At 71.2% G+C, this 22,820-nt stretch carries 16 protein-coding genes; 12 read left to right on the plus strand and 4 right to left on the minus strand.

The features are described 5' to 3' along the window. The first annotated feature begins 238 nt into the window (after window positions 1-238). A complete protein-coding gene (locus tag K5L01_RS13395) occupies window positions 239-1,846 on the plus strand; it encodes an APC family permease (protein WP_250065100.1) in 1,608 nt (535 codons plus the stop codon). Window positions 1,847-1,924: 78 nt separating this feature from the next. Then, on the plus strand, window positions 1,925-2,479 hold the full coding sequence (locus tag K5L01_RS13400) for a DUF3228 family protein (RefSeq protein WP_250065101.1): 555 nt from the start codon (window positions 1,925-1,927) through the stop codon (window positions 2,477-2,479). Between the two features lie 10 nt (window positions 2,480-2,489). Here the strand turns inward: K5L01_RS13400 and K5L01_RS13405 are convergent, their stop codons facing one another. Together K5L01_RS13405 and ahcY are read right to left on the minus strand one after the other, a co-directional pair. Next, entirely contained in the window at window positions 2,490-3,686 is a 1,197-nt protein-coding gene (locus K5L01_RS13405) for a GNAT family N-acetyltransferase (protein ID WP_250065102.1), read from the minus strand. 101 nt (window positions 3,687-3,787) lie between these two features. Then, window positions 3,788-5,248: an adenosylhomocysteinase gene (gene ahcY / locus K5L01_RS13410; protein ID WP_250065103.1), complete on the minus strand. Its 1,461-nt coding sequence runs from the start codon at window positions 5,246-5,248 to the stop codon at window positions 3,788-3,790. Window positions 5,249-5,524: 276 nt separating this feature from the next. Between ahcY and K5L01_RS13415 the strand changes: the two genes are divergently transcribed. Next, entirely contained in the window at window positions 5,525-8,023 is a 2,499-nt protein-coding gene (locus K5L01_RS13415; RefSeq protein ID WP_250065104.1) for an alpha/beta hydrolase family protein, read from the plus strand. A 417-nt stretch (window positions 8,024-8,440) separates the two neighbouring features. After that, entirely contained in the window at window positions 8,441-11,152 is a 2,712-nt protein-coding gene (ppc, locus tag K5L01_RS13420) for a phosphoenolpyruvate carboxylase (RefSeq protein WP_250065105.1), read from the plus strand. A 33-nt stretch (window positions 11,153-11,185) separates the two neighbouring features. Here the strand turns inward: ppc and K5L01_RS13425 are convergent, their stop codons facing one another. Together K5L01_RS13425 and metK are read right to left on the minus strand one after the other, a co-directional pair. Beyond that, window positions 11,186-11,683, minus strand: coding sequence for an acyl-CoA thioesterase (locus tag K5L01_RS13425; RefSeq protein ID WP_250065106.1), 498 nt, complete (start codon window positions 11,681-11,683; stop codon window positions 11,186-11,188). Between the two features lie 310 nt (window positions 11,684-11,993). Beyond that, window positions 11,994-13,229: a methionine adenosyltransferase gene (metK, locus tag K5L01_RS13430; RefSeq protein ID WP_250065107.1), complete on the minus strand. Its 1,236-nt coding sequence runs from the start codon at window positions 13,227-13,229 to the stop codon at window positions 11,994-11,996. Window positions 13,230-13,574: 345 nt separating this feature from the next. On the opposite strand from metK, the gene olsF reads away from it, so the two are divergent. The 8 genes from olsF to K5L01_RS13470 all read left to right on the plus strand — a co-directional run bounded on the left by olsF (window position 13,575) and on the right by K5L01_RS13470 (window position 22,796). Further along, window positions 13,575-15,287, plus strand: coding sequence for a bifunctional ornithine lipid synthase OlsF (gene olsF / locus K5L01_RS13435; RefSeq protein ID WP_250065108.1), 1,713 nt, complete (start codon window positions 13,575-13,577; stop codon window positions 15,285-15,287). Further along, on the plus strand, window positions 15,284-16,087 hold the full coding sequence (locus K5L01_RS13440; protein WP_250065109.1) for a UDP-2,3-diacylglucosamine diphosphatase: 804 nt from the start codon (window positions 15,284-15,286) through the stop codon (window positions 16,085-16,087). Before olsF ends, K5L01_RS13440 begins: the two co-directional genes overlap by 4 nt. Before the next feature lie 105 nt (window positions 16,088-16,192). Beyond that, window positions 16,193-17,548 carry a TolC family protein gene (locus K5L01_RS13445; RefSeq protein ID WP_250065110.1) on the plus strand — a complete coding sequence of 452 codons (1,356 nt, stop codon included), beginning with the start codon at window positions 16,193-16,195 and terminating at the stop codon, window positions 17,546-17,548. Next, window positions 17,545-18,555, plus strand: a complete 1,011-nt coding sequence (locus K5L01_RS13450; RefSeq protein WP_250065111.1) for an HlyD family secretion protein — start codon at window positions 17,545-17,547, stop codon at window positions 18,553-18,555. Before K5L01_RS13445 ends, K5L01_RS13450 begins: the two co-directional genes overlap by 4 nt. Window positions 18,556-18,619: 64 nt before the next feature. Further along, complete coding sequence (locus K5L01_RS13455) at window positions 18,620-19,783, plus strand: ABC transporter permease (protein ID WP_425603899.1); 1,164 nt, start codon at window positions 18,620-18,622, stop codon at window positions 19,781-19,783. Beyond that, window positions 19,780-20,904, plus strand: coding sequence for an ABC transporter permease (locus K5L01_RS13460; protein ID WP_250065113.1), 1,125 nt, complete (start codon window positions 19,780-19,782; stop codon window positions 20,902-20,904). Before K5L01_RS13455 ends, K5L01_RS13460 begins: the two co-directional genes overlap by 4 nt. A gap of 97 nt (window positions 20,905-21,001) precedes the next feature. Continuing rightward, on the plus strand, window positions 21,002-22,063 hold the full coding sequence (locus K5L01_RS13465; protein WP_250065114.1) for a metal-dependent hydrolase: 1,062 nt from the start codon (window positions 21,002-21,004) through the stop codon (window positions 22,061-22,063). A 133-nt stretch (window positions 22,064-22,196) separates the two neighbouring features. Further along, complete coding sequence (locus K5L01_RS13470; RefSeq protein WP_250065115.1) at window positions 22,197-22,796, plus strand: nitroreductase family protein; 600 nt, start codon at window positions 22,197-22,199, stop codon at window positions 22,794-22,796. Window positions 22,797-22,820 lie beyond the last annotated feature (24 nt).

The raw sequence follows: 22,820 nt of genomic DNA on the forward strand, positions 1-22,820 counted from the left end.
AGGCCGCTTCCGTCGTGTCCGGCCATGGCCGCCCGGCAGGCCCGGTGCCGGAGCGGTGGCAGGCGCGGGGCGCGATGAACACGGTGACGTGACAGGGCATGGCGGAAAATGCGGCCTGTCGCATCCTTGCCACGCCTTGGGCGTGGCCCTGCGTGCCATAGGTTGGGCTGACAGCCGGACCGGCCGCTGCCACCCTCGTTGCCGTGTCGATCCGGGCACGCCGCCAGCCGGAGCCCCCATGAATCCACCCAGCGCCATCCGCCGCGACGTCGGTCCCATCGCCCTGATGCTCACCGGACTGGGGTCGATCATCGGCTCGGGCTGGCTGTTCGGCGCCTGGCGCGCCGCGGGCCTGGCCGGGCCGGGAGCGATCTGGGCCTGGGTGCTCGGTGCGGCCATCATCCTCACCATCGCCCTGACCTATGCCGAACTGGGGGCGATGTTCCCCGAATCCGGTGGCATGGTCCGCTACAGCCACTACTCCCACGGCTCGCTGGTGGGGTTCATCGCGGCCTGGGCCAACTGGATCGCGATCGTGTCGGTGATCCCGGTGGAAGCCGAGGCCTCGGTGCAGTACATGGCGTCCTGGCCCTGGCAGTGGGCCCAGGACCTGTACGTGCAGGCGCCGGGCGGGCACGGCGAACTCACCGTGCCCGGGCTGACGATCTCCGCGGCGCTGGTAGTGGTCTACTTCCTGCTCAACTACTGGAGCGTGAAGCTGTTCGCACGGTCCAACAGCATCATCACGGTGTTCAAGCTGGTGGTGCCGGCGCTGACCGCGGTGGCGTTGATCGCCAGCGGTTTCCATACCGGCAACTTCGCGGTCGGCCTGCACGGCGGCGACAGCCCGGTGCTGGACTTCTCGGCGATCCTGACCGCGATCGCCACCGCCGGCATCGTCTTCAGCTTCAACGGCTTCCAGAGCCCGGTGAACCTGGCCGGCGAGGCGCGCGACCCCGGGCGCAGCATCCCGATGGCGGTGGTCGGTTCGATCCTGCTGGCCACCGTGGTGTACGTGCTGCTGCAGGTGGCCTACCTGGGAGCGGTGCCGCCGGCGATGCTCGAGAAGGCCGGCTGGCACGGCATCGACTTCCGCTCGCCGTTCGCGCAGCTGGCACTGATCGCCAACCTGCATTGGCTGGCGATGCTGCTCTATGTCGACGCCTTCGTCAGCCCCAGCGGCACCGGCATGACCTACACCGCGACCACCGCGCGGATGATCTACGGCATGCAGCGCAACGGCACCGCGCCGGCGATCTTCGGCCAGGTGCACGCGCGCTGGGGCGTACCGCGCCCGGCGATGTGGCTGAACCTGGCGGTGTCCTTCCTGTTCCTGTTCTTCTTCCGTGGCTGGGGCACGCTGGCGGCGGTGATCTCGGTGGCGACGGTGATCTCGTACATGACCGGTCCGGTCAGTGCGATGTCGCTGCGGCGCACCGCGCCGGAACTGCAGCGCCCGCTGCGGGTGGCGGCGCTGCCGGTGCTGGCCGGCGTGGCCTTCGTGATGGCGACCGAACTGCTGTACTGGGCGCGCTGGCCGCTGACCGGGCAGATCATCCTGCTGATGCTGGTGGCGTTGCCGGTCTATTTCTACTACCAGGCAAAATCGGGGTGGCACGACTTCGGCCGGCAGCTGAAGGGCGCGGGGTGGCTGGTCTGCTATCTGCCCACGCTGGCGCTGGTGTCGTGGCTGGGCAGCCGCACGTTCGGCGGCCGCGGTTACCTCAGCTACGGCTGGGACCTGGTGGTGGTGGCCGCGATCGGCCTCGTGTTCTATCTCTGGGGCGTGAACTCGGGCTGGCGCACGCCGTCGATCGAGCAGGCCGCACGCGGCTCCACGACGTAACGCGGGAGGCGGCGGGCACGCGCATGCCCGCCGCGCCGCGATGGCCGACAATGGCGGGGTTTCCCGACCGGTCAGGCCATGTCCATCGTCCTCACGCCCTTCGCCCGCACCCGACTGTTCCCGCGCACGCCGCGCCCGAACACGGTCCGCGACTGCACGCCCGAACAGTTCGAGCGCTATCTCAACGAGCATGCGCCGCAGCAGGTGCTCGATGGCTATGCGCCGTTCTGCAAGCTGCACGTGCACCGCAACTGGACCTCCACCCGCTGCCTGACCATGCCGGTCACCGAGGACAACCGGCACCTGCTGCGTTCGGCCTACGAGGCGCGCACGCGCGAGGAACTGCCGGTGCTGGTGCGCTGGTTCGAAGGCGTGGATCCGCCGGTGGCCGACTACCTGGTGGCCATCCTCTACAGCCGCGCCCAGCTCGCCAGGGAAGGGGCGCCGATCGAGGCCGACTGGGGCGTGGTCGGCTGCCTGTACACCGCCGAGCCCGCCGAGATCCCGATGGCGCCGATCACCATGATGCGCAATGCGCTGGGCGTGGAGGAGGGCGGTTCCGGCGTGCCCATCGACCGCGAGGCCTACCGCCGCGCGGTGGCGTTCTGGGAGGCGAACGCGAACTGGCGCTGAGCGCGCCGGTTCAGGCCGTGGCCGGGTAGTCGATGGCCAGCCGCAGCATGTCCTTGTGCTGGATCCGGTCCTCCATCAGCGGGCCGTCGTAGTTGCGCAGGAAGAAGCCGCGGTCGACCTGGAATACACGGAAGCCGTGCCGCTGGTAGAACGCCAGCTGGTAGCCGAAGGCACCGGTGCCGACCTCCAGTCGCGCCGCGCCTTCGCGCCGGTACGTATCGATCACGTGGACCAGCAACTGCGTGCCGAGGCCGTGCTGCTGTCGCGCCGGATCGACGGCGATGTTCATCAGCTCATGGACGCCGGGCGTCAGCGGCACGACCGCGCAGACCCCCGCGACCTGCCCGCCGTGCAGCGCCGCGAAGCAGCGGGCGCCGGGCAGGTAGCCACGTACCTTCGATTCCGATGGATCGGCCAGCAGCAACAGGGCCAGGGGCACCTGCTCCGGCGGGATCTCGGTGATGGCCGCGGTGTCGCGCGGCGCGGATGTGGATGCGAGTGCGGGTGCGGGCCGCAGCGGGCAGGCGATGAAACCCTCGCGGATGTGGCCATCCAGCGCGAACGGCGCCTGGCCGACCAGCTCGACCCCCTGCCGGTGCGCGGCGGCGATGGCCAGCCCCGCATAACCGGTGACCAGCGCCTGCAGCTGGTCATGGTTGGGCATCGACTGCAGCCGGGTGGGAAAGATGGCAAGCAGTGCGTCCAGGCGCTCGCGCAGGACCGGGGCGGTCGTCTTCGTCTTGGCGGGCAGCGGGGGCAGCCCGAGTGTGCGCCATGCCGCGAACGGAAAACTCTCCACCGCCACGCCCGAGGTGCTGTCCGGGTCGCGCAGCCGCGGCCAGCCCCGCTGTTCGAGACGGTCGAAGAACGCAATGGAGAAGGCCACGAACGGTGCGTAGTTCGCGGGCTTCACGTTGCCGGGAAGCCCGGTCTTGGCCGGCGTGTTGAGCCGCCGTTCGCAGAGCCGTGAGTGGACCAGGCCGTTGTCGGGCGACTTCCAGCCCTGGGGGCCGTCGATCAGCAGCAGGCCGGCGCCGAGATCGCCGGCGAGTCCGGCGATGTGGTCGGCGAGGTGGTCGGGGTCCGGGGTGCCCTTCAGGGCGAGCGTGGGGAAACGGGCCGTCGCCGGGGTGTCATGGCCATCGAGCAGGGCGAGGCCGATATCCGCGTGCCGACGGTAGGCGAGGTCGATGGAAAGGACGCGCATCTGCGGCTTCCTTGCAGAGGAGGGGCATCACGGAACCGCCGCCGCCGGACGTGGAAGGACGGCCGCCGCGGCGGCCGCCGTCCCCCGGTCCGCGGAGCCGGTCAGTAGCGGTAGTGGTCCGGCTTGAACGGGCCGTCCACCGGCACGCCGATGTAGTCGGCCTGCTCCTGGGTCAGGGTGGTCAGCTTCACGCCGATCTTCTCCAGGTGCAGGCGCGCCACTTCCTCGTCCAGCTTCTTCGGCAGCAGGTAGACCTGCTTGGCGTAGCGGTCCTTGTTCGCCCACAGGTCGATCTGCGCCAGGGTCTGGTTGGCGAACGAGTTGGACATCACGAAGCTCGGGTGGCCGGTGGCGCAGCCCAGGTTCACCAGGCGGCCTTCGGCCAGCAGGAAGATCGCGTTGCCAGCACTTCCATCAGAAGCCGGGAAGACGTACTTGTCCACCTGCGGCTTGATGTTCACGTGCTGCACGCCCGGGAACGCCACCAGTGCGTCGACCTGGATCTCGTTGTCGAAGTGGCCGATGTTGCAGACGATGGCCTGGTCCTTCATCGCGCTCAGGTGCTCGATGCGGATGATGTCCTTGTTGCCGGTGGTGGTGACGTACAGGTCGGCGCGGCCCAGGGTGGATTCGAGGGTGTCGACCTCGAAGCCTTCCATCGCCGCCTGCAGCGCGCAGATCGGGTCGATCTCGGTGACGATCACCCGTGCGCCGTAGGCGCGCAGCGAGGCCGCGCAGCCCTTGCCGACGTCGCCGTAGCCGCAGACCACGGCGACCTTGCCGGCCAGCATCACGTCCATCGCCCGCTTCAGGCCGTCGGCCAGCGATTCGCGGCAGCCGTACAGGTTGTCGAACTTGCTCTTGGTGACCGAGTCGTTGACGTTGATCGCCGGCACCAGCAGGCTGCCGGCCTGGGCCAGCTGGTACAGCCGGTGTACGCCGGTGGTGGTCTCCTCGGAGACGCCCTTCCAGTCCTTGACCACGCGGCCCCAGTAGCCCGGGCGCTCCTTGGCCACGCGCTTGAGCAGGTTCTTGATGACCTGTTCCTCGTGCGAGGAGGAGGCGGTGTCGACCCAGTCGCTGCCGTTCTCCAGCTCGTAGCCCTTGTGGATCAGCAGGGTCACGTCGCCACCGTCGTCGACCACCAGCTCCGGTCCGGCCAGGGTGCCGTCGGCCAGGGTGAAGGTCAGCGCGTCCAGGGTGCAGTCCCAGTACTCCTCCAGCGTCTCGCCCTTCCACGCGAACACCGGGGTGCCGGTGGCGGCGATCGCGGCCGCGGCGTGGTCCTGCGTGGAGAAGATGTTGCACGAGGCCCAGCGCACGTCGGCACCGATGTCCTTCAGGGTCTCGATCAGCACCGCGGTCTGGATGGTCATGTGCAGCGAGCCGGTCACGCGCACGCCCTGCAGCGGCAGCTCGGCCTGGTACTTGCGGCGGATCGACATCAGCCCCGGCATCTCGTGCTCGGCGATGTCCAGTTCCTTGCGGCCCCAGTCGGCCAGGGTGATGTCGCGGATCTTGTAGTCGCCTTCGGTGGAGAAGGTCTTGGCAACAGCGTTCATGTAAGGCTCCGGTGGTATGCGAGCAGGCTCGCGTTCGCCGGGCGCCGTTGTTGCATGCGGGGCCGTCCGAGCCTGGCCATGCGCGGGTGGTTCCCGCCGCTGCGCACCGTGCGGGTGCGGGCTGGGGGAAGGTCTCCGCGCGCTGGTCGCAGCGCCCCTCGGTCGGGCCGCCGATTATATCGCGTGCCGCCGCCGTCCCAACCAACGGCAGGGGAATCGTGCGGCCCGGATTGGTACCGTGGGCCGTTGTTCCGTTTTCCGTTCGAGAGGATTTCCATGACGATGAGGGCTTCCCGCCGTATCCGCCGGGCGCCGGCGCTGCTGGCTCTGTGTGCCGGCCTGCTGCTGGCGCCACCGGCCCTGTTGGCGGCCCCGCCGGACACCGCCGGCCAGCAGGCGCAGGGCTACCGCCTGCCATCGGCCGCGCTGCAGGCGGTGGTGGATGCGCCACGCGCACCGACGCTGCTGCTGTCGCCGCGCCGTGACCTGGCGGCGGTGCTGCAGACCCCGCCGTTGCCGTCCATCGCCCAGGTGGCGCAGCCGGAGCTGAAGCTGGCCGGCCTGCGCATCAACCCGAAGACCTTCTCCGACAGCCGCTTCTCCTTCGGCAGCGCGTTGTGGCTGATCGACACCGCCGAAGGCGCCAAGCGCCCGATCGACGGCCTGCCGCAGCCGCTGTCGGTCGCCTCGATGGCCTGGTCGCCGGACCAGCGCTACCTGGCCTTCAACCAGCTCGATCCGGCCAGCGGCCACAACGAGCTGTGGCTGGTGGACGTCGCGGCCGGCAGTGCACGGCGCATCGCCGAACGGCTGAACAGCGTGCTCGGCAAGGGCTACGCCTGGCTGCCGGACAGCGCCGGACTGCTGGTGATGCAGCGGCCCGCCGGGCAGCCGGACGCGCCGGTGGACGACGGCATTCCGGCCGGGCCGGCGGTGCAGCAGACCGAGGCGGGGCAGGGCGTGCGCGCGGTGCGCACCTATCAGGACCTGCTGAAGAACGAACACGATGCCCGCCTGTTCGAGTACTACCTGCAGGCGCAGCCGGCGCGGGTGGCGATCAATGGCCAGGCCCGGCCGCTGGGCCCGGCCGGCATCTACCTGGGGCTGTCCTTCTCGCCCGACGGCGCCTACCTGCTCAGCCAACGGGTCGAACGGCCGTTCTCCTACGCGGTGCCGGTCAGCCGTTTTCCGCGCCGCATCGAGGTGCTCGACGCGGACGGGGCGCTGGTGCATGCGCTGGCGCGGCTGCCGCTGGTGGAAGGGCTGCCGACCGGCAACGACGCCGTGCCCACCGGCGTGCGTTCGATCGGCTGGCGCGCCGATGCGCCGGCCAGCCTGGTCTGGGCCGAAGCGCAGGATGGCGGCGACCCGTCGCGCGATGCCCCGATCCGCGACGCGGTCATGGTGCAGGCGGCACCGTTCGACCGGCCGCCGCTGACCCTGGCGCGGCTGCAGTCGCGCTACAGCGGCATCACCTGGGGCCGCGGCGATGTCGCGCTGCTGCGCGAGTACTGGTGGAAGACCCGCCAGGTGAAGGAGTGGCGGATCGCCCCGGACCATCCGGAACAGGCGGCGCAGCTGGTGTCCGAACGTTCCGCCGACGACCGCTATGGCGATCCGGGACAGCCGCTGCTGCAGCTCGACGACAAGGGCCGTGCACGGCTGCAGTTCACCGCCGACGGGCGCAGCTACTACCGGGTCGGCGACGGCGCCTCCGCCGAGGGCGACCGCCCGTTCCTGGACCGCGTCGCGCTGGAGGACGGCCGCAGCCAGCGCCTGTTCCATTCACAGGCGCCGTACTACGAGGTGCCGGTCGCGGTGACCGACGGCCCGGCGCCGCGGTTGCTGTTCAGCCGCGAATCCAACGACACGCCGTCGGACCTGTACGTCCGCGCGCTGGACGGTGATGCGCCGGCGCGGGCGCTGACCGACACGCCGCATCCGCTGCCGCAGCTGCGCGGCGTGCGCAAGGAGCAGATCCGCTACACGCGCGAGGACGGCGTCGCGCTCACCGCCGACCTGCTGCTGCCGTCCGGCTACGACCCGAAGAAGGACGGCCCGCGGCCGACCCTGCTGTGGGCCTACCCGGCCGAGTTCAAGTCGGCCGACGACGCCAGCCAGGTGACCGGCTCGCCCTACCGCTTCAACGCGGTCGGCTACTGGGGGCCGGAAGCGTTCCTGGCGCGGGGTTACGTGGTGCTGAGCCGCCCGACCATGCCGATCGTCGGCGAAGGCGACACCGAGCCCAACGACACCTACATCCCGCAGCTGGTGGCCAGTGCCAGGGCCGCGGTGGACGAGGTGGTGCGCCGTGGCGTGGCCGACCGCGACCGCATCGCCGTGGGTGGACACTCCTATGGCGCGTTCATGACCGCCAACCTGCTCGCGCACACCCGCCTGTTCAAGGCCGGCATCGCGCGCTCGGGCGCCTACAACCGCACGTTGACCCCGTTCGGCTTCCAGGCCGAGGAACGCAACTACTGGCAGGCCCAGGCCACCTACCTGGCGATGTCGCCGTTCAACCATGCCGGTGACATCAAGGACCCGATCCTGTTCATCCATGGCGCGGACGACAACAATTCCGGGACCTTCCCGATCCAGAGCGAGCGCATGTTCGCCGCGGTCAAGGGCCTGGGCGGCACCGCGCGGCTGGTGATGCTGCCCAACGAATCGCACGCCTACCGCGCGCGCGAATCGATCATGACCATGCTGGCCGAGAGCGAAGACTGGCTGGACCGCTGGCTGGGAGCGCCGACCGAACGCAAGCGCCGCTGAGGTCGAGCCGGGCCGCGCCGGCGCCTGCCGCGCGGCCCGGAGGGTAACGCCCCAGCGGGGCGCGGCCCCGCTCTACAGGCGGGAAGACCCCGCGGCTCTGTAGCGCCGGGCCGTGCCCGGCGGGGCCTGGCCCGGCAATGCTTCAGCGGGGCGTGGCCCCGCTCTACGGGCGGGAAGACCTCGCGGCTCTGTAGCGCCGGGCCGTGCCCGGCGTGGCATTGGCGGTGCCGCGCGGGCGCTCGGTCCAGGCCACGGCATGACCCGGGCGGAGGTGTCTGCAGGCGGCGCGGGTGTCCGCGCGGACAGGGGGTGGACAAGGTGCAGATGCAACCAATCGCGCATTGGTGCACTGCAAAAATACGCCGGGCTTATCGGTTAGGCTTGGGGACTTTCCGCTCCCGAGGTTCCGCTTCCTGGATGAACGAGTACCGCAGCAGCGCCGTCTTCGCCACGCCCGACCTGCCCCTGCGCGACGATGTGCGTCGCCTCGGTGCGATGGTCGGCGATCTTCTGTCCGAACAGGTTTCCCCCGCGTTCCTCGATGAGGTGGAACAGGTGCGTACCGCGGCGATCGCGCGGCGCCAGGCCCAGGAGCCCCTGTCCACCCTCAGCACGCAGCTGGCCGGGCGCACGCCGCGCCAGGCCGAGGCGCTGGTGCGGGCATTCAGCACCTATTTCCACGTGGTGAACATCGCCGAGCGCGTGCACCGCATCCGCCGTCGCCGCGACTACCAGCGTGCCGGCACCAAGCGCCCGCAGCCGGAAGGCCTGCAGGATGCGCTGCAACAGCTCAAGGCGCAGGGCGTCACGCTGGAGGAGCTGGCGGACTGGCTGCCGCGCATCGACATCGAGCCGGTGTTCACCGCGCACCCCACCGAGGCCGTGCGCCGCGCGCTGCTGGAGAAGGAGCAGCTGATGGTGGCTAGCCTGGTGGACGACCTGGATGGCCAGCGCACGCCGGGCGAGCGCGCCGCGGATACGGCGCGGCTGCGCATGGCGTTGACCGCGTCCTGGCAGACCGCCGACTTCACCCCGGTGCGGCCGAGCGTGGAGGACGAGCGCGAGCATGTCGGCTTCTACCTGACCCGCGTGCTGTACCGGGTGATGCCGGTGCTCTACGAATCGCTGGAACAGGCGCTGCTGGACACCTGGGGACGCGCGCTGCCGCTGCCGCGGCTGGTGCGCTTCGGCACCTGGGTCGGCGGCGACATGGACGGCAACCCCAACGTCGATGCGGCGACCATCACCGCCACCCTCAACGCGCAGCGCGATGCGGTGCTGGAACTGTACCTGCAGGACCTGCTCAAGCTTGCCAGCCTGCTCAGCCAGTCCACCGAGCTGGTGGAGGTCAGCGAGGCGGTGCGCGCGCGGGTCGCCGAGTACCAGGCCCTGCTGCCGGAGGTGCAGTCGCGCCCCCGCCACGCCGAGATGCCCTACCGGCTGCTCAACGACCGCATGCGCGCGCGCCTGCAGGCCACCCGCGAGGATGCCGCCGGCGCGTATGCGTCGCCGCAGGAGCTGATCGAGGACGTGCAGTTGATCCTGGACAGCCTGGCCGCCAACAAGGGCCGGCATGCCGGGTGGTTCTCGGTGCGCCGCCTGCTGTGGCGGGTGCGCAGCTTCGGCTTCCACCTGGCACGGCTGGACGTGCGCCAGGAGTCCAGCGTGCATGCACGCGCGCTGGCCGAGGTGCTGGGCGGGCAGGCGGCCTTCGACGCGCTCGACGCGGCCGCGCGGGCCCGGCTGCTGGCGCCGTACGCCGCCGGTGAGAGCGTCCTGCCCGCCGGCGACGATGACGCCGGGCAGCGCCTGGACAAGGTCTTCGCCGCGCTCGCCGATGCCCACCGCCGGCATGGCGCCGATGCGCTGGGCAGCTACATCATCTCGATGGCGCACGACCGCGGCGACGTGCTCGCGGTGCTGGCGCTGGCCCGGCGCGGCGGGCTGGTCGACGCGCAGGGCGCGGTGCCGCTGGACATCGCGCCGCTGTTCGAGACGGTGGAGGACCTGCAGCACGGTACCGCGACCCTGTGCGATCTGCTGGCCGATCCGGTGTACCGGGCCCACCTGGCCGCGCGCGGCGACATGCAGATGGTGATGCTGGGTTATTCGGACAGCGGCAAGGACGGCGGCATCGCCGCTTCGCGCTGGGGCCTGCAGCAGGCCCAGGTGGCGCTGCTCGACGCCGCCGCCGCGCAGGGTGTGCGGCTGACCTTCTTCCACGGTCGCGGCGGTTCGATCAGCCGCGGCGGGACCAAGACCACGCACGCGGTGGACGCCTCGCCGCGCGGCAGCATCGACGGCCGCCTGCGGGTGACCGAGCAGGGCGAGGTCATCCACCGCAAGTACGGCATCCGCGCGCTGGCGCTGCGCTCGCTGGAGCAGGCGGCCGGCGCGGTGCTGCGCGCCAGCCTGCGTCCGCGCGCGGCCGAGCCGCGCGAGCAGCGCTGGACGCCGGTGATGGACGTGGTGGCCGCGGAGAGCACGCAGCGCTACCGCGCCTTCGTCGGCGATCCGCGGTTCATGGAGTATTTCCGCAATGCCACGCCGATCGACGTGATCGAGCGCATGACCCTGGGTTCGCGGCCGTCGCGGCGGCTTGGCGAGGATGCGGCGCTGTCCAACTTGCGCGCGATTCCGTGGGTGTTCGCCTGGAGCCAGGCGCGCGCGGTGATCCCGGGCTGGTTCGGCGTCGGCAGCGGCCTGCAGGCGGCGGTCGATGCGGGGCACGAGGACACGCTGCGCGAGATGGCGCACGACTGGCCGTTCTTCGCCACCTTCCTCGACGACATGGCGATGGTGCTGAGCAAGGGCGACCTGCACATCGCCGAACAGTTCTCGCGCCTGGCCGGACCGCTGCACGCGCACTTCTTCCCGCAGATCCGCGACGAGCTGCTGCTGACCGCCCACTGGGTCAAGCGCCTGAGCGGCCAGCAGGAGTTGCTGGAGCATGATCCGCGGCTGGCGCTGTCCATCCGCCTGCGCAATCCCTACATCGACCCGATCAGCACCCTGCAGGTGGACCTGCTGCAGCGCTGGCGCGCCAGCGACCGCCAGGACGACGGCCTGCTGCGGGCACTGGTGGCCTGCGTCAACGGCGTCTCGCAGGGCGTGCAGAACACCGGCTGAGGCGGCGGCCCCGGCGGGCGGTGCCGGCCGGGGTCATGACGATGGACTGGAAGCCTGCAGTTCCAGGTGCCGCTGCTCCATCTCCTGGCGCAGCTGGCGGCGGATGCGTGCGGCCGCGAACCGGCGTTTTTCGTCGCCATCCTGCGGTTGCAGCGGCGGCACCGGCGTGGGCCGGCCCTCCTCGTCCACCGCGACCATGGTGAAGAAGCAGCTGTTGGCGTGGCGTACGGCACCCTTGCGGATGTCCTCGGCCACGACCTTGATGCCGACCTCCATCGACGAGGTGCCGGTGTAGTTCACCGAGGCCAGGAACGTGACCAGCTCGCCCACGGCGATCGGCTGGCGGAACGTCACCTGGTCCACCGACAGCGTGACCACATAGTTGCCGGCATAGCGGCTGGCGCAGGCATACGCCACCTGGTCGAGCAGGCGCAGCACCGCGCCGCCGTGGACCTTGCCGGAGAAGTTGGCCATCTCCGGCGTCATCAGCACGGTCATCGACAACTGGTGGGGCGTGGGCGTGATGGACATGGCGGCTACCGCGGCGGGGGGGAGCCGCAGGCTACCCCAGTGCCGCGGAGGGCGGTAGCCGACGATGCCTGGATCCGTGCGTTCCGCAGCGCCGGGCAGGGGGGGGCGGGAAAGCGCCAGCGGGGCGTGGCCCCGCTCCACAGGGGGAGGGAATGTAGCGCCGGGCAGCGCCCGGCGGGGCTTCCCCGGGAAGGCCGCAGCGGGACGTGGCCCCGCGCTACCGGGAAGCGAATGCGGGGTGCAGGCGCGCGCACAAACGGAAAGGCCGCCCGTACGGGCGGCCTTTCCGGTCACGCGATGCGCTGCCGGCTTACTTGAGCTTGGCGGCCTTGCGCAGGGCGTCGGCGCGGTCGGTCTGCTCCCAGGAGAACGCGGTGGCGTTCTGGGTCCTGCCCTCGCCGTCGACGTACGAGAACGCCTTCGGCTTGCGGCCGAAGTGGCCGTAGGCCGCGGTCTGCTGGTACATCGGGTGGATCAGGTCGAGCATCTTGATGATGCCGTACGGGCGCAGGTCGAAGTGGGCGCGGATCAGCTTCTCGATCTGCGCGTCCGGGATCCTGCCGGTGCCGAAGGTGGTGACCGAGATCGAGGTCGGCTCGGCCACGCCGATGGCGTAGGAGACCTGCACTTCGCACTTGTCGGCCAGGCCGGCGGCAACCACGTTCTTGGCGACGTAGCGCGCGGCGTAGGCGGCCGAGCGGTCGACCTTGGACGGGTCCTTGCCGGAGAACGCGCCGCCACCATGGCGGGCCATGCCGCCGTAGGTGTCGACGATGATCTTGCGGCCGGTCAGGCCGCAGTCGCCCACCGGGCCGCCGATCACGAAGATGCCGGTCGGGTTGATGTGCACCTTGTTCTTCGGCAGCGAATCCAGCCATGCCTTGGGCAGCACCGGCTTGAGGATGTGCTCGCGCACGGCCTCGATCAGGTCCTTCTGCTTCACGCCCGGGTCGTGCTGGGTCGACAGCACCACCGCGTCCAGGCCTTCGATGCGGCCGTCGTTGCCGTAGCGCAGGGTGACCTGGCTCTTGGCGTCCGGGCGCAGCCAGGGCAGCGGCGAGTTGCGCTTCTTGCGCACCTTGGCCTGCTGCTCGACCAAACGGTGCGAGTAGTAGATCGGCGCCGGCATGAACTCCGGGGCTTCGTTGCAGGCATAGCCGAACATCAGGCCCTGGTCGCCCGCACCCTGCTCTTCGGGCTTCTTGGCCTTCTTGCCGGTGCCGTCGACGCCGGCGGCGATGTCCGGCGACTGCTTGCCGAGCATGTTGATGATGGCGCAGGTGTGGCCGTCGAAACCGACGTTGGAGTTGTCGTAGCCGATCGCGTTGATCACGTTGCGGGTCAGCTCTTCGATGTCGACCCACGCCGAGGTGGTGACTTCGCCGGCGACGATGGCGGCGCCGGTCTTGACCAGGGTTTCGCAGGCGACGCGCGCGCGCTTGTCCTGGGTCAGAATCGCGTCCAGCACCGCATCGGAAATCTGGTCGGCGATCTTGTCCGGATGGCCTTCGGAGACCGACTCGGAAGTGAAGAGATAGCTGGACATGAGCTTGTATCCCTGTATGCGGATGAAAAGATAGCCGCGCATGATACACGCGCGGACGAGGCCAGAATAGTGCAGCGGCGCGTGTTTCCCTACGGTTAATACAGCTGGCAGCAGGCATCGCGGCGGCCTGCGGGTTGCAGCCGGACGCCGTCGCGGCGGCGCCGGCGGGGCGTTGCAGGGTGGCGGATACGGGACCGTGGCGGGCCTGGCGGCGCTGCCGCGGGCCGCCGGCGCCGCTGCCGGTGGCGCGCCCGGGGCGGCTGTCACCGGACTGCCGCAAAAGCGCAACCGTACTGCCGCCTGCAGGGGCGAGGCTGCCGGCCAACCGGGCCGTCGGAGATCGTCATGCACCAGATCGAGCATCGCCTGCAGCAGCGTTACCCCGCGTGGTTCCAGGGGCCGCGCGGGCAGGTAGCGCGGCCGTTGCTGCGCACGGTGCGGCGCTGGTCGCGGTTCGACCGCATCGAGACCTTCCTGGAGCGCAGCGCCGGGGTGCGCGGGCTGGCCTTCGTGCAGGCCGCGCTGGCGTTCCTGGAGGCGGACTATGCGCTGGCGCCGGCGGCGCTGGCACGGATCCCCGCCCGCGGGCGGCTGCTGGTCGTCGCCAACCATCCCTCCGGCGCGCTGGACGCCCTGGCGCTGCTGGATGCGGTGGGGCGGGTGCGCAGTGACGTACGGATCGTCGCCAACGACCTGTTGGCCGGCCTGGAGCCACTGCGCGAGCTGCTGCTGCCGGTGCGGATCCTGGGCGGCCGCGCGCAGCGCGCCAGTCTGGCGGCGGTGGAGCAGGCGCTGGCCGCCGAGCAGTGCGTGATCGTGTTCCCGGCCGGCGAGGTCTCGCGGCTGTCGCTGCGCGGCATCCGCGACGGGCGCTGGAACCGCGGCTTCGTCCGCTTCGCCCACGCCACCCGGGCGCCGGTGCTGCCGGTGCGGGTGCAGGCGCGCAATTCGGCGCTGTTCTACGGCGCATCGACCCTGTTCAAGCCGGCCGGCACCGCCCTGCTGGCGCGCGAGATGTTCGCCCGCCGCGGGCGGCCGTTGCGGCTGCAGGTGGGGCAGGCGATGTGCCTGGAACCGGGGCTGGATCCGGCGTTGCAGCTGGCGGAGGTCCGGCGCGCGCTGTACGCGCTGGGCCGCGAGGCCGCGCGGGCCGATGCCGTGGACCGCGGACCGGCGCCGCTGGCCGCGCCGGTCGCGGCGGCGCAGGTGGCGGCCGAGATCGCGGCCGCCGACCTGCTCGGGGAGACCGGCGACGGCAAGCAGATCCGGCTGGCGCGCTGCGCCGCCGGTTCGCCGCTGCTGCTGGAGCTGGGGCGGCTGCGCGAGCTGACCTTCCGCCAGGTCGGCGAGGGCACCGGCCGCAGCCGCGACCTGGACGATTTCGATCCGCTCTACCAGCACATCGTGGTCTGGGACGCGGCCGCACAGCGCATCGCCGGCGCCTACCGGATCATGCGCGGCGCCCAGGCACTGGCGCGGCAGGGGCTGGCCGGGCTCTACACCGCGGCGCTGTTCCGCTACTCCGACGATGCCGTCACCCGCATCGCCGAAGGCCTGGAACTGGGCCGCAGCTTCGTGGTGCCGGACTACTGGGGCAGCCGCAGCCTGGACTACCTGTGGCAGGGCATCGGTGCCTACCTGCGCTGCCAGCCGGGCATCCGCTACCTGTTCGGTGCGGTGTCGATCAGTGCGGCGCTGCCGCGCGAGGCCCGCGAGCAGCTGGTGGCCTACTACCAGCGCTACTACGGCGGCGGCCAGGGGCTGGCCGAATCCAACCGGCCGTTCCAGTATTTCGCCGCGCCGCCGTGCTTCGGCGACCTGGACGCCGAGGCCGCATTCGAGCTGCTCAAGGCCAACCTGGCGGTGCTGGGCAGCGGGGTGCCGACGCTCTACCGCCAGTACACCGACCTGTGCGAGCCGGGCGGCGCGCGTTTCCTGGCATTCGGGGTGGACCCGGATTTCAGCGACTCCATCGACGGCCTGATCGAAGTGGACCTGCAGGCGGTCCGGCCCAGGAAACGCAAGCGCTACCTGCGCGACGCCGGAGCGTTGGCATGAGCGCCCCGGCATCGCTGCTGCCGCTGCGGCGCGCGGTGTTCCTCTCCGACACCCACCTGGGCGCGCGCCACTGCCATGCCGCCGAGCTGGCGCGGTTCCTGTCCACGCTGCGCTGCCAGCGGCTGTACCTGGTCGGGGACATCGTCGACCTGTGGTGGCTCTCGCGTACGCGCGCCACTTGGCACGCGGCGCACAACGAGGTGATCGAGGCCCTGCATGCGCTGCGCCGCGGCGGCACCGAGATCATCTACATCCCCGGCAACCACGACGCGCCGCTGCGGCGCACCTGCGGGCTGGTACTGCCGGCGATGCAGGTGCGGCGGCGGGCGATCCACGTCACCGCGGACGGCCGCCGGCTGCTGGTGGTGCATGGCGACGACTACGACGGCATCACCCACTTCGGCGGGCTGCAGGAACGGTTCGGTGACTGGCTCTACTACCGCATCCTCACCGGCAACCGGCTGCTCAACGACGTGCGTCGGCGGCTGGGCCTGCGCTACTGGTCGCTGTCGGAGTTCCTCAAGCGGCGCAGCACGGCCGCCGAGCGCTATATCGAGCGTTTCGTCCAGGCCGGCCTGGACGATGTGCGCCGCCGCGGTCTGGACGGCATCGTCTGCGGGCACATCCACCGCGCCGCACTGGTCGAGCGCGACGGCCTGGTCTACGCCAACGACGGCGACTGGGTCGAGAGTCTGACCGCGCTGGCCGAGGATCCCGATGGCAGCCTGCGGCTGCTCGACCATGCCGGCCGCAGCCTGGTGTGGCTGCCCTCGGCGACGGCCCGCGCCCACGCCGCCTGAGGACGCCCGCACGCTTTCCCGTCACGGGGGGGCCGGCTATGCTTCGCGGGGCCGTTCGGTGAAAGGAGCAAGCGGGTGTCGGGCAAGCAGCCAGTGGCGGCAGGCATGGCCAGGGTCCGTCTGTTCGCGGCCTGCATGCTGGCCGCGGCGACCGCCAGTGCCGGCGAGGTGCCGGCCTTGAGTTTCGAGCAGGCGCGTGAGCGCCTGGAGCAGGTGTCCGATGCCCTGGCCGCGGCAGGTTCCGGCGTGCGCAGCAAGCAGGACCTGCAGGATGCGACCCGTTACCTGCGGTTGCCGGAAATCACCGCGGACGTGCGCCGCATGCAGTTCCAGAAGACCCTGAAGCTGCCCTTGGGCTCGTTGGAGCCGGTGGCCGAGGCGTTCGGCATCGCTTCGCCGCTGCGCTTCGCCGAGCGCGACTGGCGCACCCGGCCGATCATCACCGCCAGCATGCCGCTGTACAGCGGCGGGCTGATCCCGGCGGCGCAGCAGGCGGCCGAGGCCGCCACCGCCCAGGCTGCCGCCGAGCGCGAGGCGCAGCGGCAGTCCCTGACCCTGCAGCTGGTACAGGCCTATTTCGGCCAGCAGCTGGCCGAACAGGCGGTGCAGGTGCGGCGCGAGGTGCGCGACGGTCTGCAGCGGCACCTGGACGACGCGCTCAAGTTGGAGCGTGAGGGCTTCGCCAGCCGCGCCCAGCGGCTGCAGGCTAATGTTGCCCGTGACAAGGCCGAGCGCGAGTACCAGAAAGCGCTCAACGACCTGGCCACCCTGCAGCAGGCGCTGGCCACCCTGCTGCGCAGCGGCGGCACCGTGGCGACGGTCTCGCCGCTGTTCGTGATCGACGCTCCGCTGGGCGAACGCGCGGCGTTCGAGCGCAGCGCGCTGCACCGGCATCCGCAGATCGAGCGCCTGCGCGCGCTGGCCGGCCAGGCCGAGCAGGGCGTGCGCGTGCAGCAGGCCAAGCTCAAGCCGCAGGTGTACCTGTTCGGCCAGTACGACCTGGACCGCGACGACGCGCTGCTGACCGACGCCGACTGGGCATTCGGCATCGGCCTGCGCTACACCTTCCTGTCGCCGGGCGCGCGGCCGTTGCAGGTCAGCGCCGCGCGCGCGCAGCTGGAGCAGGCGCGCGCGGGCATGGAGGAGGCCGCCAACCAGCTGCGGCTGGGGGTGGGCAAGGCGTGGAACGAGCTGGACACCGCGCGGGTCCAGTTCCGGCTGCTGGACAGCAGCATCGTCCAGGCCGAGGAGAACCTGCGGCTGCAGGCGCTGGCCTTCCGCGAAGGCCAGGCGACGTCGCTGGACGTGATCGACGCGCGCCTGGCGCTGGGCGGGGCACGGGTGGAGCGCGCGCAGGCCGCCTACCAGTTCGATGTGGCATTGGCGCAGCTGCTGGAAGTCAGCGGGCAGCTGGAACGGTTCGACGATTACCGCCGGCGGGCGGACAAGGTGCTGGAATGAGCGACTCTCTGGGACAGGGCGCGGGCCCGCGGCACCGCCGCGCCTTCGCCATCGGTGGCGCCGTGCTGCTGGCGCTGGTCGCGCTCGGCCTGTGGCTGGGGCTGCGCACGCCGGCCGACCAAGTGCAGGGCATGGCCGATGCCGACAGCGTCAATGTCGCGGCCAAGGTCACCGCGCGGCTGCAGGCGCTGCACGTGCGCGAGGGCGACCGGGTCGCCGCCGGGCAGGCGCTGTTCGAGCTGGACAGTCCCGAAGTCGCGGCCAAGGAGCGCCAGGCCGGTGCGATGGTGGCGGCCGCGCAGGCCCAAGCGGCCAAGGCCGAAGAGGGCGCGCGCAGCGAGGACATCCGCGCCGCCGAGGCGAACTGGAAGCGTGCCGTGGCCGGCGCCGACCTGGCCACCGCCACCTTCCGCCGCGTGGACACGCTGTTCGGCGAGGGCGTGGTGACGCGGCAGAAGCGCGACGAGGCGCAGGCGCAGGCACGCAGTTCCGCGGAACTGGCGCGGGCGGCGCGGGCGCAGTACGACCAGGCGCTGGCCGGTGCGCGCCGCCAGGACAAGGACGCGGCCCTGGCCCAGGTGCGGCAGGCCGAAGGGGCGCAGGCCGAGGTCGAGGCCGCACGCCGCGAAACCGTGGGCCGCGCGCCGCTGGCCGGCGAGGTGGGCAAGCGCATGTCCGACATCGGCGAACTGGTGCCGGCCGGCTACCCGGTCTTCACCCTGGTCGACATCGACCACATGTGGGTGGCGCTGACCCTGCGCGAGGACCAGTTGCACGGGCTCGCCCCCGGAGCGACGCTGCAGGGCACGATTCCCGCCCTGGGCGGACGCCGTGCGGGCTTCGAGGTCTATTTCATCAACCCGGCCGGCGACTATGCCACCTGGCGCAGCACCCGCCAGTCCTCCGGCTACGACGTGCGCAGCTTCGAGGTGCGCGTGCGGCCGCAGCAGCCCATCGAGGGCTTCCGCCCGGGCATGAGCGTGCTGTTCGCATGGCCGCAGGGCTGAGCGCACGCGGCGCGCACCTGCTGTGCCCGTGTCGCGGGGGCCGGGCCGGGACCCGCCCCGGTGGATGGCCATGAACGGCTCCGGGCGCGCGTTCACGGCGTCGCTGCGGCGGGAGCTGCGGCATTGGCGCCAGGATCGTTGGGAACTGGCGCTGGTCACCGTGCTGCCGCTGCTGCTGATGGCGACGATGATGTGGCTGTTCGCCGGCTCGGTGCTGCGGCAGGTGCCGGTGGCGCTGGTGGACCTGGACAACAGTCCGGACAGCCGCGCGCTGGCGCGTGCCGTCGATGCCAGCCCCGGGGTGGCGATCGTCAGCCAGCCGGCGTCGCTGCCGCAGGCGCAGGCGCAGCTGCGCGCGCTGGAGGTGTTCGCCATCGTACTGGTGCCGCGCGACATGAGCCGGCGCGCACTGCGTGGCGAGGCCGCGCCGGTCTACGCGTTCTACAACGCCACCTACATGGCCACCGGACAATCGGCCGCGCGCGACATCGCCGACGCGGTGACCGCGTTCAACGCACGCATGCTGCGCGAGCGGATCGGACGCCAGACCGGCCCGGCGCGCCTGCGCGCGGCGCCGGTGACGGTGCAGGCGACCGTGCTGCACAACCCGGCGCGCAGCTACGAGCTGTTCCTGTTGCCGCTGGTCTTCCCGGCGGTGCTGTCGCTGCTGGCGGCGCTGGCCGCCGGCGGCGCCTTCGGCCGCGAGCGCCGCGACGGGCTGCTGGCGGCCTGGCTGGGCGACCGGCCATGGGCCGCCATCGCCGGCAAGCTGGCGCCGTACGTGGTGCTGTTCTCGCTGTACGGGGCCCTGGGCGTGCTGTACGTGGCCTATGTGCGCGGCGATGGGGTGGCCGGCAGCCTGTGGCTGCTGTTGCTGGCGCAGCCGCTGTTCTACTTGGCCTGCTGCTGTTTCGCGCTGCTGTTCATCGCGGTCACCCGCGACATGGGTACCGGCCTGTCGCTGGTGGGCCTGAGCATCGGTACCGCGCTGGCGTTCTCCGGTGCGACGTTCCCGGTGATCGAGGCGCCGCTGTTCACCCGGGTCTGGAACGCGTTGCTGCCGCTCACCGCCTATGTGCAGGTCCAGATGCAGCAGCTGTTCATGGGTGCACCGTGGACGGTGTCGCTGTGGCCGCTGGGCGTGCTCGGCCTGATGGCGGCGCTGGCCGGCGGGGTCGGCGCGCGCCGGCTGGCGCGTGTGGCCGGCAGTGCGCGGGCATCGGCATGAAGCGCGTTGCCGCCACGTTCCGGGCCACGCTGCGGGCGGTGTTCGCCGACAGCTCCGCGCGTGCGGTGATGATCGGCGCGGTGCTGCTGTATTCGTTCTTCTATCCGGCCGCCTACCGCCACCAGGTCGCCAGCGACCTGCCGATCGCGGTGGTCGATGCCGACCGCAGCGCGACCAGCCGCGACCTGGTGCGGCACCTCGATGCGCTGCGTGCGGTGCGCGTGGTCGCGCAGCCTGCGGACCTGGGCCAGGCGCGCGCGCAGCTGGAAGCCGGGCAGGTCGACGGCATCGTGCTGATCCCGGCGCGGCTGGAGCGCGACATCCTGCGGGGCGGCAGCGGCCAGCTGGTGCTGCTGGGCAACGGCGCCTATCTGAGCCGGGCCAGCGCGATCCTCAATGGACTGGCCGAGGGCATCATCGCCTTCGCGCGTGGGCAGGCGGTGCGCCAGGCCGCGTTCATGGGGCCGCCGCAGGCGGCGCCGCTGGAGCTGGTGCAGCGGCCGCTGTACAACACCCGCGAAGGCTATGGCAGCAGCGTGGTGCCGGGCGTGGCCGAGCTGATCGTGCACCAGACCCTGCTGCTGGGCATCGGCGTGCTGCTGGGCAGCCGTCGCGCGCAGCTGGGCCGGCGCCTGCACATCGCGCCGGCCCAGCTGCTGGCGATGGCCGCGGCGTTCCTGCTGGTGGCGCTGGCGGGGCTGCTCTATTACGCCGGCTTCGGTGCCTGGGTGCAGGACTACCCGCGCGGCGGCAACGTGCCGGGCCTGCTGCTGGCGGCGTTGTTGTTCGCCGCGGCGACGGTCGCGTTCGGGTTGTTCGTGGGCAGTTTCTTCACCACCCGCGAGCGTGCGTTCCAGTACGTGACCGCGGTATCGATACCGCTGTTCTTCCTGTCCAACCTGTCGTGGCCGGCGCTGGCCTCGCCGCCGGCGCTGGTAGCGCTGGCGAAACTGCTGCCGACCACGGCCGGCATCAACGCCATCGTGCGCACCCAGCAGATGGGCGCGCGGCTGCCGGAGGTGGGCGGCGAACTGTGCACGTTGTTGCTGCTGGCACTGCTGTACGGCGGGCTGGCGCTGTGGCGGTTCCGCCGCGACCCGGGTTCGTCGCCGCGGCGATAGGGCACCGCGGATGGCGGCATGGCGGTCGGCGCCTGCGCGGCGTGTCCGCGGTCCTCCCCGGCACGGACAGCGGCGCAGCAGCCGGCATAATGCGGCCATGGATTCATTGAGCCAGATCGTTCTCGGCGGCGCGGTCGCCGCCGCCATCGCCCCGGCCGGCCACCGCCGTGCCGCCCTGCTCGCCGGCGCCGCGCTGGGCACGCTGCCGGACCTGGACGGCCTGCTGGTGACGGCGTTCACCCGCGACCCGGTGAGCCTGATGACGGTGCACCGCAGTTTCAGCCATTCGCTGTTCGTGCTGCCGCTGCTGGGCACGCTGCTCTGGTGGCTGTACCGGCGGTTCGGCAGGGGCCGGGTGGCCGAGGCGCCGGTGCGCTGGTGGTGGGCCATCGTGCTGGCGCTGGTGACCCACCCGCTGCTGGACGCCTTCACGGTCTACGGCACCCAGCTGTGGTGGCCGCTGGCACCGCACCCGGCGATGTGGTCCAGCGTGTTCATCATCGATCCGCTGTACACGGTCTGGCTGGGTCTGGGCTGCGTGGTGGCCTGGTTCGCCCGGGCGCGGCCGTTGGCGCAGCGCGCGTTGGTGGCCGGGCTGGTGCTCAGTTGCGGTTACCTGGGCTGGTCGTTGCTGGCCAAGCACCGGGTGGAGCGCGAGGCGGGGCGGGCACTGGCGGCGCTGGGCCTGGGCGACGCCCCGCGCTTCTCGGTGCCGATGCCGTTCAACACCCTGTTGTGGCGGGTGGTGGCGATGACCCCGCAGGGCTACGTGGTGGGCGACCGGTCGCTGTGGGCCGACCGCGGGCCGATGCATTTCGAGGGCCATCCCTCGCAGGTGCAGGCGCTGCGCCAGGCAGCGTCGATTCCCGCGGTGGCGCGGCTGCACTGGTTCAACCGCGGCTTCATGCGTGCGCAGGTGGTCGACGGCGAGCTGGTGCTCAGCGATCTGCGCATGGGGCTGGAACCGGACTACAACTTCAGTTTCGCCGTGGCCCGTGAGGCCGAGGGCGGGTGGGAGGCGATCCCGCCAAGGCAGCTGCGCCCGGTCTATCGCGAGGCGGGAGGGCGGGCGCTGCTCCTGCAGCGGCTGCGGGAGATGGAATGGCGTATCTGGAACGAGCCGATGGCAGGCGCGGCGGGGGACGGAAACGGCGGGTAAGCGGGGGAGGTCATTGTTCTTTATTTGGAACAAATGGTAATTTATATGATGTTTGTTCCGTTTGTGTTGGCAATTAAGATGGCTCCGTCTTCCCGAACGGCCTGTCCGGCCGCTTCCTTCTTCCGGAGTCCCCATGAACAGCCAAGCCATTGCCCTGTACAAGAAACGTCGTTCCCAATACGCGCTCGGCCGTGAACTGCCGATCGGCAGGGACGAGGCCACCCAGCTGATCAAGCATGCGGTGCGTGAAGCGCCCTCGGCATTCAACGCGCAGTCCTCGCGCTCGCTGATCCTGCATGGCGCGCACAGCGTGAAGTTCTGGGGGCTGGCCAAGGACGCGCTGCGGCGGATCGTTCCGGCCGACGCCTTCGCGGCCACCGAGGCCAAGCTGGACAGCTTCGCCGCCGGTGCCGGCACGGTGCTGTTCTTCGTTGACAGCACCGTGGTCCAGGGCCTGCAGGAGAAATTCCCGCTGTATGCCGACAATTTCCCGGTCTGGGGCGAGCAGTCCAACGGCATGGCCCAGTTCGCGGTCTGGACCGCCCTGGCCGATGCCGGCATCGGCGCCAGCCTGCAGCATTACAACCCGCTGGTGGACGAGGCGGTGCGCCACGAATGGGGCATTCCGGAAAGCTGGACCCTGCGCGCGCAGATGCCGTTCGGGTCGCACCAGGGCGGCTTCGGTGAAAAGGCCTACATCGACGACGACGCCCGCTTCAAGGTTTTCGCCTGACCGTTCCGGCGCGCTCCTCCCCCC

The sequence above is a fragment of the Stenotrophomonas mori genome (assembly GCF_023556335.1).
Taxonomy (GTDB): domain Bacteria; phylum Pseudomonadota; class Gammaproteobacteria; order Xanthomonadales; family Xanthomonadaceae; genus Stenotrophomonas; species Stenotrophomonas mori.

Excerpts from the sequence above, each read along its gene's own strand:
- olsF (WP_250065108.1), top strand. The coding sequence starts at position 13,575 with ATGCACCAGATCGAGCATCGCCTGCAGCAGCGTTACCCCGCGTGGTTC.
- metK (WP_250065107.1), bottom strand. The coding sequence starts at position 13,229 with ATGTCCAGCTATCTCTTCACTTCCGAGTCGGTCTCCGAAGGCCATCCG.
- ahcY (WP_250065103.1), bottom strand. The coding sequence starts at position 5,248 with ATGAACGCTGTTGCCAAGACCTTCTCCACCGAAGGCGACTACAAGATC.
- K5L01_RS13440 (WP_250065109.1), top strand. The coding sequence starts at position 15,284 with ATGAGCGCCCCGGCATCGCTGCTGCCGCTGCGGCGCGCGGTGTTCCTC.
- K5L01_RS13445 (WP_250065110.1), top strand. The coding sequence starts at position 16,193 with ATGGCCAGGGTCCGTCTGTTCGCGGCCTGCATGCTGGCCGCGGCGACC.
- K5L01_RS13460 (WP_250065113.1), top strand. The coding sequence starts at position 19,780 with ATGAAGCGCGTTGCCGCCACGTTCCGGGCCACGCTGCGGGCGGTGTTC.
- ppc (WP_250065105.1), top strand. The coding sequence starts at position 8,441 with ATGAACGAGTACCGCAGCAGCGCCGTCTTCGCCACGCCCGACCTGCCC.
- K5L01_RS13455 (WP_425603899.1), top strand. The coding sequence starts at position 18,620 with ATGGCCATGAACGGCTCCGGGCGCGCGTTCACGGCGTCGCTGCGGCGG.
- K5L01_RS13465 (WP_250065114.1), top strand. The coding sequence starts at position 21,002 with ATGGATTCATTGAGCCAGATCGTTCTCGGCGGCGCGGTCGCCGCCGCC.
- K5L01_RS13395 (WP_250065100.1), top strand. The coding sequence starts at position 239 with ATGAATCCACCCAGCGCCATCCGCCGCGACGTCGGTCCCATCGCCCTG.
- K5L01_RS13450 (WP_250065111.1), top strand. The coding sequence starts at position 17,545 with ATGAGCGACTCTCTGGGACAGGGCGCGGGCCCGCGGCACCGCCGCGCC.
- K5L01_RS13405 (WP_250065102.1), bottom strand. The coding sequence starts at position 3,686 with ATGCGCGTCCTTTCCATCGACCTCGCCTACCGTCGGCACGCGGATATC.
- K5L01_RS13470 (WP_250065115.1), top strand. The coding sequence starts at position 22,197 with ATGAACAGCCAAGCCATTGCCCTGTACAAGAAACGTCGTTCCCAATAC.
- K5L01_RS13415 (WP_250065104.1), top strand. The coding sequence starts at position 5,525 with ATGACGATGAGGGCTTCCCGCCGTATCCGCCGGGCGCCGGCGCTGCTG.
- K5L01_RS13400 (WP_250065101.1), top strand. The coding sequence starts at position 1,925 with ATGTCCATCGTCCTCACGCCCTTCGCCCGCACCCGACTGTTCCCGCGC.
- K5L01_RS13425 (WP_250065106.1), bottom strand. The coding sequence starts at position 11,683 with ATGTCCATCACGCCCACGCCCCACCAGTTGTCGATGACCGTGCTGATG.